Annotated in this window: 14 protein-coding genes and 1 tRNA gene; 9 read left to right on the forward strand and 6 right to left on the reverse strand. The window is 60.3% G+C overall.

Annotated features, from left to right (window positions below):
* Positions 1 to 6: 6 nt before the first annotated feature.
* Positions 7 to 102 (forward strand) — tRNA-Sec (locus tag BK660_RS00575).
* A 9-nt stretch (positions 103 to 111) separates the two neighbouring features.
* On the opposite strand, the gene BK660_RS00580 is transcribed toward BK660_RS00575, so the two are convergent.
* Together BK660_RS00580 and BK660_RS00585 are read right to left on the reverse strand one after the other, a co-directional pair.
* Complete coding sequence (locus tag BK660_RS00580; protein ID WP_123431603.1) at positions 112 to 1,446, reverse strand: OprD family porin; 1,335 nt, start codon at positions 1,444 to 1,446, stop codon at positions 112 to 114.
* Positions 1,447 to 1,500: 54 nt separating this feature from the next.
* A complete protein-coding gene (locus tag BK660_RS00585) occupies positions 1,501 to 2,154 on the reverse strand; it encodes a hydrolase (protein ID WP_123431604.1) in 654 nt (217 codons plus the stop codon).
* Positions 2,155 to 2,356: 202 nt separating this feature from the next.
* On the opposite strand from BK660_RS00585, the gene BK660_RS00590 reads away from it, so the two are divergent.
* The 5 genes from BK660_RS00590 to BK660_RS00610 all read left to right on the forward strand — a co-directional run bounded on the left by BK660_RS00590 (position 2,357) and on the right by BK660_RS00610 (position 8,036).
* The gene (locus BK660_RS00590; RefSeq protein ID WP_123431605.1) at positions 2,357 to 3,436 is read left to right on the forward strand and encodes an AI-2E family transporter; all 1,080 of its coding nucleotides are present in this window, start codon (positions 2,357 to 2,359) and stop codon (positions 3,434 to 3,436) included.
* 67 nt (positions 3,437 to 3,503) lie between these two features.
* Entirely contained in the window at positions 3,504 to 4,646 is a 1,143-nt protein-coding gene (locus BK660_RS00595) for a patatin-like phospholipase family protein (protein ID WP_123431606.1), read from the forward strand.
* Between the two features lie 147 nt (positions 4,647 to 4,793).
* Complete coding sequence (locus tag BK660_RS00600; RefSeq protein ID WP_123431607.1) at positions 4,794 to 6,083, forward strand: NAD(P)/FAD-dependent oxidoreductase; 1,290 nt, start codon at positions 4,794 to 4,796, stop codon at positions 6,081 to 6,083.
* Positions 6,084 to 6,108: 25 nt separating this feature from the next.
* Positions 6,109 to 6,666: a helix-turn-helix domain-containing protein gene (locus BK660_RS00605; protein WP_123431608.1), complete on the forward strand. Its 558-nt coding sequence runs from the start codon at positions 6,109 to 6,111 to the stop codon at positions 6,664 to 6,666.
* Positions 6,667 to 6,689: 23 nt separating this feature from the next.
* Entirely contained in the window at positions 6,690 to 8,036 is a 1,347-nt protein-coding gene (locus BK660_RS00610; protein ID WP_123431609.1) for a glutamine synthetase family protein, read from the forward strand.
* Between the two features lie 39 nt (positions 8,037 to 8,075).
* On the opposite strand, the gene BK660_RS33490 is transcribed toward BK660_RS00610, so the two are convergent.
* Complete coding sequence (locus BK660_RS33490; RefSeq protein ID WP_123431610.1) at positions 8,076 to 8,528, reverse strand: short chain dehydrogenase; 453 nt, start codon at positions 8,526 to 8,528, stop codon at positions 8,076 to 8,078.
* A gap of 191 nt (positions 8,529 to 8,719) precedes the next feature.
* Between BK660_RS33490 and BK660_RS00620 the strand changes: the two genes are divergently transcribed.
* The 3 genes from BK660_RS00620 to BK660_RS00625 all read left to right on the forward strand — a co-directional run bounded on the left by BK660_RS00620 (position 8,720) and on the right by BK660_RS00625 (position 10,121).
* Positions 8,720 to 9,442, forward strand: a complete 723-nt coding sequence (locus BK660_RS00620; protein ID WP_123431611.1) for a DUF72 domain-containing protein — start codon at positions 8,720 to 8,722, stop codon at positions 9,440 to 9,442.
* A gap of 81 nt (positions 9,443 to 9,523) precedes the next feature.
* Entirely contained in the window at positions 9,524 to 9,802 is a 279-nt protein-coding gene (locus tag BK660_RS32390) for a hypothetical protein (RefSeq protein ID WP_148057413.1), read from the forward strand.
* Between the two features lie 91 nt (positions 9,803 to 9,893).
* Entirely contained in the window at positions 9,894 to 10,121 is a 228-nt protein-coding gene (locus BK660_RS00625) for a hypothetical protein (RefSeq protein WP_123431612.1), read from the forward strand.
* 46 nt (positions 10,122 to 10,167) lie between these two features.
* On the opposite strand, the gene BK660_RS00630 is transcribed toward BK660_RS00625, so the two are convergent.
* The 3 genes from BK660_RS00630 to acnB all read right to left on the reverse strand — a co-directional run bounded on the left by BK660_RS00630 (position 10,168) and on the right by acnB (position 13,557).
* Positions 10,168 to 10,392, reverse strand: coding sequence for a hypothetical protein (locus BK660_RS00630; RefSeq protein ID WP_123431613.1), 225 nt, complete (start codon positions 10,390 to 10,392; stop codon positions 10,168 to 10,170).
* A 24-nt stretch (positions 10,393 to 10,416) separates the two neighbouring features.
* Complete coding sequence (locus tag BK660_RS00635; protein ID WP_123431614.1) at positions 10,417 to 10,668, reverse strand: hypothetical protein; 252 nt, start codon at positions 10,666 to 10,668, stop codon at positions 10,417 to 10,419.
* 288 nt (positions 10,669 to 10,956) lie between these two features.
* Positions 10,957 to 13,557, reverse strand: coding sequence for a bifunctional aconitate hydratase 2/2-methylisocitrate dehydratase (gene acnB / locus BK660_RS00645; protein WP_123431616.1), 2,601 nt, complete (start codon positions 13,555 to 13,557; stop codon positions 10,957 to 10,959).
* Positions 13,558 to 13,595: the final 38 nt, after the last annotated feature.

Genomic DNA, 13,595 nt, shown 5'->3' on the forward strand with positions numbered 1-13,595 from the left:
GTTCAAGGAAGGCAATCGCGCCCGGTGGCGCGGCCGGGCTTCAAACCCGGTTGGGGACGGCATCCGTTCCCGGGCAGGTTCGACTCCGGCTGCCTTCCGCCAATTTCCCGATCAAAAAGGCCCGAAGCTCAACGGGTACTGGATCACCACATACACCCGGTCGATATCATCGCCTCCCTGCGCCGGGTTGGCGCGGTGCGACACATGGGACAGTTGCAGGGACAAGTCCTTGGCCGCCCCCGATTGCACGATGTAGCGCAAATCGATGTCGCGCTCCCAATGCCGTCCGCCGTCGCCTTGTTGCGGGACGAAGGTGCCGGTCGCTGCGTCGAACGGGTTGTAGGCACCGCCCTGGGGCGCATGGGTGCCGTCGATCTGCGTGCCTTTGACGTAACGCGTCATGAAGGCCAGGCCGGGAACGCCGAAGGTGCTCAGGTCGAGGTCGTAGCGCACTTGCCACGATTGTTCGTGGGCGCCGTTGAAGTCGGCGTACTTGATCGAGTTGGCCAGGTAGATGGAATCGCCACCGACGAAATCGAACGGGGTGTCGCCGTTGACTTTCTGATAGGCCAGGGTGAAACCGTGGGCGTCGACGGTGTATTTGCCCGACAGGCTGAACGCGGTGTTGTCGATGGCGCCGGCCAATGCCTCACCCGTGTCCCGCGTGTGGTAGACATTGGCGTCGACGAACACGCCGGGCTGCTTGAGGTGAAGATTGCCGTAGTACTGGTGCCAGGTGTCGGTCAACGTCGAGGCATAGAGCGCGCCGCCGACAGGGCTTTGCGTGAACAGGTCGGCGCCGGCAAACGAAATGCCGCCGGCGTCGGTGTTGGCCCCGTAACCGGAAAAATTGCCCTTGCTCGATGAACTGTCCTGATTCTTGAACGCCGTGAAGTGACCGGCCTGCACATTCATGCCATCGATTTCGCGGCTGTTGAGCAGAAAACCGGTGGCGTATTCCGGTTGCAGGCGTTTGTCGGCGGTGTCGAACACCGGTGTTTCGACCATCATTTCGCCGTACGCCACGGTCGTTTTGGACGCCTTGATTTTCAGCGCGCCGCCAGCGCTGGAATAGTCGTCCGCACTGCGGCCATCACTGTCCACCGGCAGCAATCCGGTGCCGGAACGGCCCTTGCCACTGTCGAGCTTCACGCCCAAAAAGGCGTGGCTGTCGAGGCCGAATCCGAGGATGCCGGGGGTAAAACCAGACTCGAAAGCGCCAATGAAACCTTGCGCCCATTCCGCCTTGTAGCTTTTGCCGGACGGCGAAGGGGAGCGGTAATCACTGTTGAGGTAGAAGTTGCGGCTGAGCACATTCAGCGTCGCACCGTCCAGGAACCCTTGCCCGGTTTGCGCCGTGTCATCCGCCTGCGCCGTTGCGGTGGTGCCGGCGACTATCACCGATAACCAGAAAGACAGGCCGGGTTTGCGCTTGGAAAACGTCATCGATCAATCACCACCGGGAAGCGACTCCGCGAGTACGGAGTCGCTGGTTCTGGCTTAGTGGGCTTCCGAGGCACCGAACATGCTCTTGGCATAGATCAGCCCCAGACCGTAGGCACCGCCGTTGGCGATCGAGGTTTTTACGGTTTCGTCATAAGTTTCGCTGCGCGCCCAGTCACGCTGCAGTTCCAGCAAGTATTGCAGGGACGTCATCGGGCGTGCGCCGATCTGGATCATGCGCTGCAGGGCCACTTCGTGGGCTTCGGTGGTGACGTCGCCGCAGGCATCGGCGATCACGTACACCTCGAAACCCTGGTCGATGGCCGACAACGCCGGGCCGACGATGCACACGGAGGTCCATAGACCGGCCAGGACGATTTTCTGCTTGCCGAACTTATTGACTTCAACGGCGATGCGCTCGTCTTCCCAGGTGTTCATGCTGGTGCGGTCGATCACGTTGTGTTCCGGGAACACCGATTTGATTTCGTCGAAGATCGGCCCGGAAAAACTCTTCTCGGCCACGGTGGTGAGAATGGTCGAGACCTTGAACCCACGAGCTGCCTTGGCCACGAGCGCAGCGTTGTTGCGCAGGGTCACGGCGTCGATCGACTTGGTCGCAAAGGACATCTGTGATTGGTGATCAATCATGATCAGCGTGTGGTCTGAGGGGGTCAGCAGGGTTTTGCCGGGAACTGCTTTTGCAATGGCCATGATGAGGTCCTTACGGGGTGAGTGAGGAGGCCATGGTTGCGTGGATTGAGCCGCGGATATTGAATCCATGTGCTGTTTTTGCGGTTTTTTTTGCAGCACAGCGATGCAGAGCACAATGTGGATGTCGCACCTTGAAATCAGCGTCTATGCTGCCCTAACCGTTCCCCAACCGTTGTTTGCAGCTATCAGCAAGGAGGCATCCATGGTGCCCTTACCTCTGTCCGAGAAATCGCTGACCCGCAGCATGCTCGATGTCCTGATTCGTGCCGGGTTGATTGTCGTTCTGGTGCTGTTCTGCTTCGAGATTTTTCGACCGTTTCGCGACCTGATGCTGTGGTCGGTCATCCTCGCGATCACCCTCTACCCGTTACAACTGAAACTCATGGGATCGCTGGGGCGCAGCGAAGGGCGTGCTGCAACCATCCTTGTGGTGATTGCCATCGCGATTCTGGTGGTGCCGGTCTATCTGTTGGGTACCTCGATTGCGGAGTCGGTGGCCAAGGTCGTTGATCTGGTGAAGGAGGGCAGCTTCCATATCCCGCCGCCCCCGGATACGGTCGCCACCTGGCCGCTGGTGGGTAAATCCGTTTCGGCGATATGGCTGCAGGCCTCAACCGATCTTCCCGACCTGATGGTGAAATACCTGCCGCAAATAAAAGGCGTCACGCTGGGCGTGTTGGCCAAGATCGCTGGCGTCGGGGCAGGTTTGCTGATGTTCATTGTTGCCTTGATCATCGCCGGTATTTTCATGGCCCATGGTGAGGCTGGCAGCCGTTGCGCGGTGGATATCGCGTCGCGTGTCAGCGGTCCGGACAGGGGGCCACAGATCGCCGAGTTGTGCACGGCGACCATTCGCGCCGTTGCGCTCGGGGTGGTCGGTATCGCCTTCATCCAGATGTTGCTGGTGGGGATCGGCTTCGTGCTCAAAGGTATCCCCGGCGCCGGTCTGCTGGCCATCGGCGTGTTGCTGCTGGGCATCATGCAGTTACCGGCCACGCTGATTACGCTGCCGGTGATCGTCTATGTCATGGCCACCGAAGGGCCCAACACGAGGACCATTATATTCTCGGTCTTTGTGTTTATTGCGGGCCTGGTGGACAACGTCCTCAAACCGCTGTTGCTGGGACGGGGCGTGGATGTGCCGATGCCGGTCGTGTTGATTGGTGCATTGGGCGGCATGGTCACCAGCGGCATCCTCGGACTGTTCATCGGGCCGGTCGTGCTGGCGGTGGGTTACCAATTATTCTGGCAGTGGGTTCAGGATCGACCGGAGGGTGTCTGACGTCCTCAGGTCATGAGGAGGCGTGTTGAAACCATTCCAGCCCGGGCCAAGTGCGTCAACGTGGAACATGTTGCGCCAGGCGTGTCTGCAACGCCGGGATGCCGTGCCGCCGACCCTGACGGAACTGGCGGTCGTCCCCGGCATTCCCGAGGCACGTTACTGGCTGGACCGGGACCTCGCGCCGCTGATTCGGGATGTGCATCAGTCCAACTTGCGAGAAGCCGAAGCGCTGGCCAGGGCAGGGGAGCCGAATGACACCCTGCCACTGGCCAACATGCTGGCGATTTCCGGTGGCGGTGACGCTGGCACCTTTGCGGCGGGGATCATCGCGGGATGGACGTTGCATGGCTCGCGTCCCGATTTCAAAGTGGTCACGGGCATCAGCGCCGGGGCCCTGGTGGCTCCGTTCGCGTACCTGGGGCCTCAGTACGACGACATCATCCTGCGCATTTGCAGCGCCATTGGCCCCAAGGACGTTTTCCATTCGCGAAGTGTGCTGACCCGGCTTGCCAGCGACGGCATTGCGGACAGCAAGCCATTGGCGCGGCTGGTCGCGCAGTGCATTTCTACGGACATACTGGCGGCGATTGCGGCGCAATACGCCAATGGGCGGCTGCTGATGATCGGCACCACCGACCTCGATGCGGGGCGGCCCGTGACCTGGAACATGGGCGCGATTGCCGCCAGCGGCGCACCGGGAGCACTCGAGCTGTTCCGTCGAATCCTGATCGCGTCGATGAGTATTCCGGGGGCCGTTTCTCCCGTCATGATCGACGTGGAGGTCAGCGGCCAACCGTTCCAGGAAATGCACGTCGATGGCGGCGTCATCACGCAGGTATTCCTTTATCCCCCAGGCACCGTCATGGCACTGAACAGCGTGGCCGGCGCGCGTTTGCGCCGTGATCGCAATTTCTATGTGATTCGCAACGGCAAAATGGAGCCGCAGTGGTCGGGGACCAAACGCCGTACGTTGAGCATTGGCGGTCGCGCCATCAGCGCGTTGATTCAGATGCAAGGGATCAGCGATCTGGAACGGATCTACCGGATCGCCCAGCAGGACGGGGCGGATTTCAATCTGGCGTATATCGGGGCGGATTTTCATCACCTGCGCAATCGTCAGTTCGATGGAGAGTACATGAAGCGGTTGTTTGAGTACGCCTTTGAGCTCAGTGCGAAGGGGTATCCGTGGCATAAGTCGCCTGATACCTGAAGGGTCTTTTTGGTCTGGACCGGCCCCTTCGCGAGCAGGCTCGCGAAGGGGCTGGCCAAGGCTCTGAAAGACTTGCCGGTTGCCCATATGAAATTAATCATGTAGTTTTTCATGAAATTATATAAACATAATTTCATGAGGGCTTGTATGTTCCAGCAGTCCACGCAGCATGTCGCCAGCTACTACGCCCACAGCTGCGCCGATCGCCTGACCAGCCGACCCGCACTCGCCGGTGAACACGACACCGACATCCTGATCATCGGTGCCGGATTCAGTGGATTGCATACCGCGTTGCGCCTGGCCCTGGCGGGCAAGCGCGTGACACTGCTGGAAGCCAGTCGCGTGGCGTGGGCCGCCTCGGGACGCAATGGTGGTCAAGCCATTCTCGGCTGGTCGTGTGACATGCCACCGCTGGAAGCCGCGCTCGGTTATGAGCGCGCACGACGTCTGTGGGACGGCATGCGCTGGGCGGCGCAGGAACTGCGTGAATTGCCGGCTCGCCATGGCTTCGACTGTGATTATCGCGCCGGCCATTTGTGGACCTCGGTGATGCCACGACGTGTCGGCCTGCTGACCGAGTGGCAGCGCGAGGCCAGTCACAAGTGGGGGCACCACGGGTTGCAGTTCATCAGCCGTGAACAGTTGCCGGACTGGATTGCCAGCGAGCGCTATCAGGCAGGGTTGTACGACCCAGAGGGCGCTCATTTGAACCCGCTGAAACTGGCCATCGGCCTGGCCGCCGCCATCGAACGCGCGGGTGGTCGTATCCATGAACAAAGCAAAGCGTTGAGTTATCGAGAGGAGGGTGGCCGCTTCGTGGTGAACACTGAGCGCGGGTCGATTCGCGCCGATGTGCTGGTGCTGGCCTGCAACGCCTATCTGGATCGGCTCGACCCGCAGTTGGCCAGTTGCGTATTGCCCGTCGGGACGTATCAAGTGGCGACCGCACCCCTGACGCCAGAGCAAGCCACGGCGCTGCTGCCGAGCAATGTCTGCGTCACCGACAACCAGTTTGTCCTCGACTATTTCCGCCGCACACCCGACAACCGCCTGCTGTTCGGCGGCGGTTGCACGTATCTGGGCGGCCTGCCCAAGGACATCGCCGGGGCGACACGGCCGTTCCTGGAACGGGTGTTTCCGCAGCTCAAAGGTGTGGAACTGGAATTCGCCTGGGGCGGGCACATCGACCTGACCCTCAAACGAACGCCCGACGTTGGCCGGGCGGGGGATCGCTACTGGTTACAAGGCTATTCCGGGCATGGCGTGCTGCCGACACTGGCCGCGGCCCGTGCAGTGTCCGACGCCATTCTGGGCCAGGACGATGAATTGTCCTTGTATCAGGGCCTGAACAACGGCAGTTTTCCCGGCGGCAAATACCTCGCCGCGCCGCTGGAAGCCATCGGCAAAGCCTGGTATCGACTGCGCGACAGTATCTGATGAGTCATCTACCGGAATTCCAGGCATGAACAAGCAAGAAGAAATCGCTGCGCTGGCGATCCTGATTCACGATTTGCGCAAGCACAAGAAATACACCTTGAAGGAATTGGCCGACAAAATCGGCCGCTCCGTCGGCTTTCTTTCGCAGGTCGAACGCGGCCTGTCACGGCCCACCGTGGCCGACTTGACGGCGATCAGCGAAACCCTGGGCGTGCCGACCACGTACTTCTACAGCCTGCCGAAACCCAAGGAGTTGCCCTGGGTCACGCGGCCGGACGAACGCCGCACGCTGTACTACGCCAACGGCATTACCGACATCCTGGTTTCGCCAAAGATGCGCGCGTCATTTTCCATGCTCGAAAGTCATCTGGAAGCCGGTGCCAGCAGCGGCGAACGACACATGAGTGACAGCTCGGAGCAGGGCGGCTATGTGCTCGAAGGCGAGTTGACGCTGTGGCTGGGCGATGACGAAGAACCTGTGACTTTGGTGGCTGGCGACAGTTTTCAGTTCGACAGCCATACCCGTTGCCGCTACGGCAACCTCACCGGGCAACTCACGCGAGTGCTCTGGGTTTACACCTGATAACAAGCAAAGGACCGACAATGATGGATGCTACCTGCTCTGACCTGCTGGCCGAGGTGCGTGCCTTTCGCCAACGCTACCCTGAGGTGCGTTATGTCGACCTGATTTCCCTCGATATCCCCGGACATTTCTACGGCAAGCGCTACCCGGTGGACATGCTGGAAAAGGTCGCGGCCGGCACTGCGCTGAAACTGCCGCAGAACTGTGTGCTGCTGGGTGTGCAAGGCGGGTTGTTCAAGATTGGTGATTACTGCTTCAACGATGGTGATCCGGACGCCGTGCGTCGGCTGGTGCCGGGTACTCTCAAGCCAGTGACCTGGGAAGCGCAACCGCTGGGGCAAATGCTGATCACCTCGGACGGCACTGAAAAGCCTATCGTGTTCGAACCGCGCCAGGTGCTGGCGCAGGTTCTGGACCGGCTCGCCAGCAAAGGCATTCATCCGGTGGTGGCGTTCGAGCTGGAGTTCTACCTGTTCGATAAAAAGCTGCGCGACGGGCTGCCGCAGTTTCCCCGCGATGACTTCACGGACGATGCCGACGATCAACCCAACATGCACATCGAGCGACTGTCGCGCTTTGCGCCGGTACTCGACGACATGGTCGAAGCCTCGCGGGCCCAAGGCATCGACAGCACGGTGATCACGGCCGAACTCGGGCCGGGTCAGTTCGAAATCAATTTCGGTCACCTCGACGACGGCTTGCGCGCCGCCGACTGGGCGGCGCTGTTCTGTCGCAGCAGCCGTGGCGTGGCGCTCAAGCATGGTTACCGCGCCAGTTTCATGGCCAAGCCCTACTTGCAGCATCCAGGCAGCGGCATGCATGTGCATGTGAGTCTTTACGATGGGGCCGGGAATAACATTCTGGCGGCCAACCAGCAGCAATCACTGCGCCATGCTGTGGCGGGTTGCCTGGAGCTGCTGCCGCATTGCATGCCGGTTTTCGCCCCGAACCAGAACGCCTATCGACGCCTGGGCGGCACGACCAACATCGCCACCCAAGCGAGCTGGGGATTTGAAGACCGCGATGCGTGCCTGCGCATTCCGGAATCGGACTCGAAGAATTTGCGCATCGAACATCGCCTGGCCGGTGCCGATGCCAACCCCTATTTGGTGTTGGCGGCAATTCTGGTTGGATTGGAACATGGACTGGAGTCCGGCAAGGAACCGATCCTGCCGCTGAACGAAGACCGCAACAGTGGCGTCGACTTTCCGAAGGAAATGCTCGAAGCCGTGCGCGCGATGCAGCATCAGCCGCAACTGCGTGAAGGGCTGGGGGTGGAGTTTGTGGATGTGTATTGCGAGAACAAACGTCAGGATCACCTGGCGTTCATGCAGGAAATCACCGCCCGAGAATATCGCTGGTACCTGTAAACCGAGGATCGCGGGCAATCACCGTGATTGCCCGTGAATCTAACGGGACGAGCGTCGGCTACCCAGACGATTGAACGCGAGCAGGCAACCGCTCACCAACAGCGCGGCACCGATGACCAGCAGCGGCGAAGGTCGGATGGGCCTGGCGGCGGCCAACGGGTACGTGTTCAGAATGTCATCGGTCATTTCGGTGGGCAGGTATCTGGGGGCGTCGTACGCCATCTCGTTCAATTTCAGGCGCGCGCCATCCCCAAGGATCAGCGTCAGGTCTTCAATGGTGCCGGCGACGCGCCCGGGATACACCGGCTCGCCGGTCGTATCGAGCTGGTCATACAGAAACTGCTGCCCTTCAAGCCAGCCGACCGCCGTCTGCAACTCGGGCCCGAGGTAATACTTGCCATCGAGAAAGAAGCCGGGGAAATGCGGTGTGCGCTCAAGGCTTTCGACGCTGTAGCGCTCGCCCGGCCTCATGCCGGTTAATGGGTCGATCATGATGACTTCTCCTTCTGCTGGTCCTGCGATAGAGAACGGGCTTAATCCTTAGGTTCCATCGGATTGATCGAAAGGCGCGGTGCGCTGCTCATTCGCCATGGGCAAAAGAATTCGAACTCTGCTTGCGCGAGCATTTCAACTCTACACAGGACAATCCTTTGGGTGGTTTTCCCCGCGTGGAGATTGATTGAATGGGCCTGCCGATTTTCATCGGGTGTGCGGGATGGAGTCTGGCGCGCGAGTTTGTGTCGACCTTCCCGGTTGAAGGCACGCACCTGCAGCGCTACGCCTCGCACCTGAACAGCGTCGAGATCAACAGTTCGTTTTATCGTCCGCATCGCCGGGAAACCTACGCTCGCTGGGCCGATTCGGTGCCGGATGGTTTTCGATTTTGTGTGAAGGTGCCCAAGCTCATTACCCATGAACTGCGCTTGCAAGAGTGCGGCGGGGAGCTCGGTGAGTTTATCTCGCAGTGTTCAGGATTAGGTGATCGATTGGGCTGCTTGCTGGTGCAGTTGCCGCCCTCATTGGCGTTTGATCATTCAGTGGCTGACAGCTTTTTCAGTGCACTCAGATGTCAGTATGCCGGCCACGTGGTACTGGAACCCCGGCACGAAACCTGGCTCGGTGCCGAGCCGCTTTTGATCCGTCACCGAATTGCCCGGGCAGCGGTAGATCCATCACGCATCAGCCATGACGCTTTGCCGGGGGGCTGGCCGGGATTGAAGTATTGGCGACTGCACGGATCGCCCCGAACTTACTTCAGTCCCTACGAATTGCCCATGTTGCAGAGCCTGGCAATCAATCTTCAGACAGACACCACCGACAGCGAGGCGACGTGGTGCATTTTCGACAACACCGCCAGTGGTGCAGCAGTGGGCAACGCGCTAACGCTCTCGGCATTGCTCTGCTGAGTGGGCAGGACCGTTCGTCGGCCACGATGAACACCTTCCAGCGCTCGCGGCTCTCTACTTTTCATTGGGTGGAGACCGACTATGTCCTGTTTGATCTGTGAAAATCCTTTTGCACGAACACTCTGCGCAGGCGTGGGGCAGGAATTTCATTGCCCTGAATGCGGCCACGGACGGGTTTCCCAGGAGTTGCTGAGCCTGATGATGTTGTTGAATCTGCAACTGGATGTCGGACGCAGTCGCCAATGGCTCAAGGAGCGTCGGAAGACAGACCCGCTGCCGATCCTGCGCGTGGCTGACATTTTGCTGTGCTGCGCCGCCGCCAAGGATGCACCCGGTCCGGCCACCGGCGCTGAGGGTTAGCCGCTCGTCTGTTCGAACGCACGCAGCAACCCAGTCCAATTCAAATCTGTACGGACCGGAGAATCCGGACCCTTTGAGCGGTGAGGTGGGTATGTCCAGCGATTCGACGTTCCAGCAACAAGATCAGAACCCGATGCAAGACGCGGTCCCATCAAGACCTGAGCCAGGCACCGACAACCCGATGGCCAACCCTGAGGATCCGGGTCGATACGATCCGCTGACACGGCCAGACGACCAGCGCCCGGACGACTGGGAAGACCCGGACAGGGACATGCCGGAGGCGGACGAGCCGACCCCGCTGTCTGATGACCGACGCTGAACAAGGGGAGGGAGGTCAGCCATCGACCTCCCGCTTCCCGGGGTCGCTAATTACCATCCGCCACCTTGCGTTCTATTTCCGCGATTTTATCCCTGAGCGTTTCAGCGTCCTGTTCCTTGGCGCGGGTGGAAGAGGGGGTAATGGTTTCATCGACGCCCTCGGTTTCACTTGATGTGTCGTGCAGGTCCCTTTCGACCACGTTGACGGGCTTGCCCGAAACATCAGAGGGAGGGGCGTTGGATGCTTTATTCACATCGTCATCGTTGTGCATATCGTTTACCTCTGTTGACTGCGTTCACTCGGTTTTTTCTTCGCCCTTCGAGTCGCTCGACGTAGCGGCGTCTTTTTCCGTTTCGTGCGATTCGGCGCCAGAGTTTGAGCCCGAGGCTTCCTCGCCTTTTTTGTCGGCCTTCTGCTCGTTGGATTCGGCGCCTTGAGCCTGGTTGACGCCGGGGATGGCCGTTGGTGGGGTTTCTGTCTTTTCGGCGGCCATGGCGATCGTCGACAACAGGCTGGCGATGGCGAGGGTGGTGATTGTTCTGTTCATCATCCGGGTCTTCCTGCGGTGGGGTATAAAACGTTGGAAGATGCTGGTTGGGGATGGTGCGGAGGCGCTGACGAGTGGCAGCGCAAATATCTCCAGCACACCACAAAACCCTGTGGGAGCGAGCCTGCTCGCGATGGCGGTGTGTCAGTCGACATCAATGCCAACTGATCGACCGCCATCGCGAGCAGGCTCGCTCCCACAGGGTTTGTGGTGTGCATGCCTATTCAGCAGGCATAAAAAAAAGCCGCTCATCTCACGATGGGCGGCGTTTTCTATTGCGTTGTAACGTTAGGCTTGAACGACCGGGATGTTGGCGTTCGCAGCAGCTTCACGGAACTCGGCGATCTGGTCAAAGGACAGGTAGCGGTAGACATCGGCCGCCATGCTGTCGATCTTGCCCGCGTACTCCATGTATTCCTCGACGGTCGGCAGGCGACCCAGGATGGAGGCAACAGACGCCAGCTCGGCCGAAGCCAGGTAGACGTTCGCGCCGTCACCCAGACGGTTCGGGAAGTTACGCGTCGACGTCGACACCACAGTCGAGTTCGGTTCTACGCGCGCCTGGTTACCCATGCACAGCGAGCAGCCCGGCATTTCCATGCGTGCGCCGGCCTTGTTATAGATGCCGTAGTAACCTTCCTCAGTCAGCTGATGCGCGTCCATCTTGGTCGGCGGCGACAGCCACAGGCGGGTTGGCAACTGACCGTCGACCTGCTCCAGCAATTTGCCGGCGGCGCGGAAGTGACCGATGTTGGTCATGCACGAACCGATGAACACTTCGTCGATCTTCTGACCTTCAGCAGTCGACAGCAGACGGGCGTCGTCCGGGTCGTTCGGTGCGCACAGAATCGGTTGAGTGATCTCGGCCAGATCGATCTCGATGATTTCGGCGTACTCGGCGTCTTTGTCAGCCACCAGCAACTCAGGGTTGGCCAGCCAGGCTTCCATCGCTTGAGCACGGCGTTCCAGGGTACGCGCATCGCCGTAGCCTTCGCCGATCATCCAGCGCAGCAGGGTGATGTTGGAGGTCAGGTACTCGGCAATCGCCTTTTCCGGGAGCTTGATGGTGCAGCCGGCTGCCGAACGTTCAGCGGAAGCGTCAGACAGTTCGAACGCCTGTTCGACGGTCAGGTTGTCCAGGCCTTCGATTTCGAGGATGCGGCCGGAGAAAGCGTTGATCTTGCCTTTCTTTTCCACGGTCAGCAGACCGGCCTTGATCGCGTAGTAAGGGATCGAATGGACCAGGTCACGCAGGGTGATGCCCGGTTGCATCTTGCCTTTGAAACGCACCAGAACCGATTCCGGCATGTCCAGCGGCATGACGCCGGTGGCGGCGGCGAACGCGATCAGGCCGGAGCCGGCCGGGAACGAAATACCGATCGGGAAACGGGTGTGCGAGTCACCACCGGTACCGACGGTGTCCGGCAGCAGCATGCGGTTCAGCCAGCTGTGGATGATGCCGTCACCCGGTTTGAGCGAAACGCCGCCACGGTTGCGCATGAAGTCCGGCAGGGTGTGGTGAGTCGTGACATCGACCGGCTTGGGGTAAGCCGCGGTGTGGCAGAAGGACTGCATCACCAGATCGGTCGAGAAGCCCAGGCATGCCAGGTCTTTCAGTTCGTCACGGGTCATTGGACCGGTGGTGTCCTGGGAGCCGACGGTGGTCATCTTCGGTTCGCAGTAAGTACCCGGACGCACACCGGCTACGCCGCACGCCTTGCCGACCATTTTTTGCGCCAGGGTGAAACCCCTGGTGCTTTCAGCCGGCGCTTCAGGCTTCTTGAACAGATCCGAAGGCGACAACCCCAGCTCGGCACGCGCCTTCTCGGTCAGGCCACGGCCAATGATCAGCGGGATACGACCGCCAGCACGGACTTCATCCAACAACACCGGCGTCTTCATTTCGAAGGTGGTGATGACGTCGTCAGTGCCGTGCTTGCAGACTTTGCCTGCGTGCGGGTACAGGTCGATCACATCGCCCATGTGCATGTTGGATACGTCGAATTCGATCGGCAGGGCGCCGGCGTCTTCCATGGTGTTGTAGAAGATCGGGGCGATCTTGTTGCCGAAGCAGAAACCGCCAGCGCGCTTGTTCGGCACGAAAGGCACGTCGTCGCCGAAGAACCACAGCACCGAGTTGGTCGCCGATTTACGCGAGGAACCGGTACCCACTACGTCACCGACGTAAGCGATCGGGAAGCCTTGACCGCGCATTTCCTCGATCTGCTTCATCGGACCAGTGACGCCTTGCTCGTCCGGCACGATGCCGTCGCGGGCCATTTTCAGCATCGCCAGGGCGTGCAACGGGATGTCCGGGCGGGACCAGGCGTCCGGAGCAGGGGACAGGTCGTCGGTGTTGGTTTCGCCGGTGACCTTGAACACGCGCAGGCTGATCTTGTCGGCCAGTACCGGGCGGTTCTTGAACCACTCGCCGTCAGCCCAGGATTGCAGCACGCCTTGTGCGTGAACGTTACCGTTCCTGGCGCGTTCAGCCACGTCGTGGAAGGCATCGAACATCAGCAGGGTGTGCTTGAGTTCTTCGGCCGCCACTGGTGCCAGTTCGGCGTCGTCCAGCAGGTTGACCAACGTCACGATGTTGTAGCCGCCCTGCATGGTGCCGAGCAGTTCAACAGCGCGCTTCTTGTCGATCAGAGGGGATTTGGCTTCGCCTTTGGCGAGGGCGGACAGGAAGCCGGCCTTTACATAGGCTGCTTCGTCCACGCCAGGTGGAACGCGATGGGTGATCAGGTCAACGAGGAAAGCTTCTTCGCCAGCCGGAGGATTCTTCAGCAGCTCAACCAGGCCGGCCGTTTGTTCGGCATTCAGCGCCAAGGGTGGAAGCCCTTGCTCGGCACGTGCTTGTAATTGTTGTACGTAGGTCTCAAGCACTGGGTTTCTCCTGTCATACCGCGTGTTGGGCGAAAAGC

Origin of the sequence: Pseudomonas brassicacearum (assembly GCF_003732265.1) — a bacterium.
Lineage (GTDB): Bacteria > Pseudomonadota > Gammaproteobacteria > Pseudomonadales > Pseudomonadaceae > Aquipseudomonas > Aquipseudomonas brassicacearum_D.

What these genes read in the sequence shown, in the direction of transcription:
- BK660_RS00580 (WP_123431603.1), bottom strand. Translation starts at nt 1,446, where the DNA reads ATGACGTTTTCCAAGCGCAAACCCGGCCTGTCTTTCTGGTTATCGGTG.
- BK660_RS00585 (WP_123431604.1), bottom strand. Translation starts at nt 2,154, where the DNA reads ATGGCCATTGCAAAAGCAGTTCCCGGCAAAACCCTGCTGACCCCCTCA.
- BK660_RS00590 (WP_123431605.1), top strand. Translation starts at nt 2,357, where the DNA reads ATGGTGCCCTTACCTCTGTCCGAGAAATCGCTGACCCGCAGCATGCTC.
- BK660_RS00595 (WP_123431606.1), top strand. Translation starts at nt 3,504, where the DNA reads ATGTTGCGCCAGGCGTGTCTGCAACGCCGGGATGCCGTGCCGCCGACC.
- BK660_RS00600 (WP_123431607.1), top strand. Translation starts at nt 4,794, where the DNA reads ATGTTCCAGCAGTCCACGCAGCATGTCGCCAGCTACTACGCCCACAGC.
- BK660_RS00605 (WP_123431608.1), top strand. Translation starts at nt 6,109, where the DNA reads ATGAACAAGCAAGAAGAAATCGCTGCGCTGGCGATCCTGATTCACGAT.
- BK660_RS00610 (WP_123431609.1), top strand. Translation starts at nt 6,690, where the DNA reads ATGGATGCTACCTGCTCTGACCTGCTGGCCGAGGTGCGTGCCTTTCGC.
- BK660_RS33490 (WP_123431610.1), bottom strand. Translation starts at nt 8,528, where the DNA reads ATGATCGACCCATTAACCGGCATGAGGCCGGGCGAGCGCTACAGCGTC.
- BK660_RS00620 (WP_123431611.1), top strand. Translation starts at nt 8,720, where the DNA reads ATGGGCCTGCCGATTTTCATCGGGTGTGCGGGATGGAGTCTGGCGCGC.
- BK660_RS32390 (WP_148057413.1), top strand. Translation starts at nt 9,524, where the DNA reads ATGTCCTGTTTGATCTGTGAAAATCCTTTTGCACGAACACTCTGCGCA.
- BK660_RS00625 (WP_123431612.1), top strand. Translation starts at nt 9,894, where the DNA reads ATGTCCAGCGATTCGACGTTCCAGCAACAAGATCAGAACCCGATGCAA.
- BK660_RS00630 (WP_123431613.1), bottom strand. Translation starts at nt 10,392, where the DNA reads ATGCACAACGATGACGATGTGAATAAAGCATCCAACGCCCCTCCCTCT.
- BK660_RS00635 (WP_123431614.1), bottom strand. Translation starts at nt 10,668, where the DNA reads ATGAACAGAACAATCACCACCCTCGCCATCGCCAGCCTGTTGTCGACG.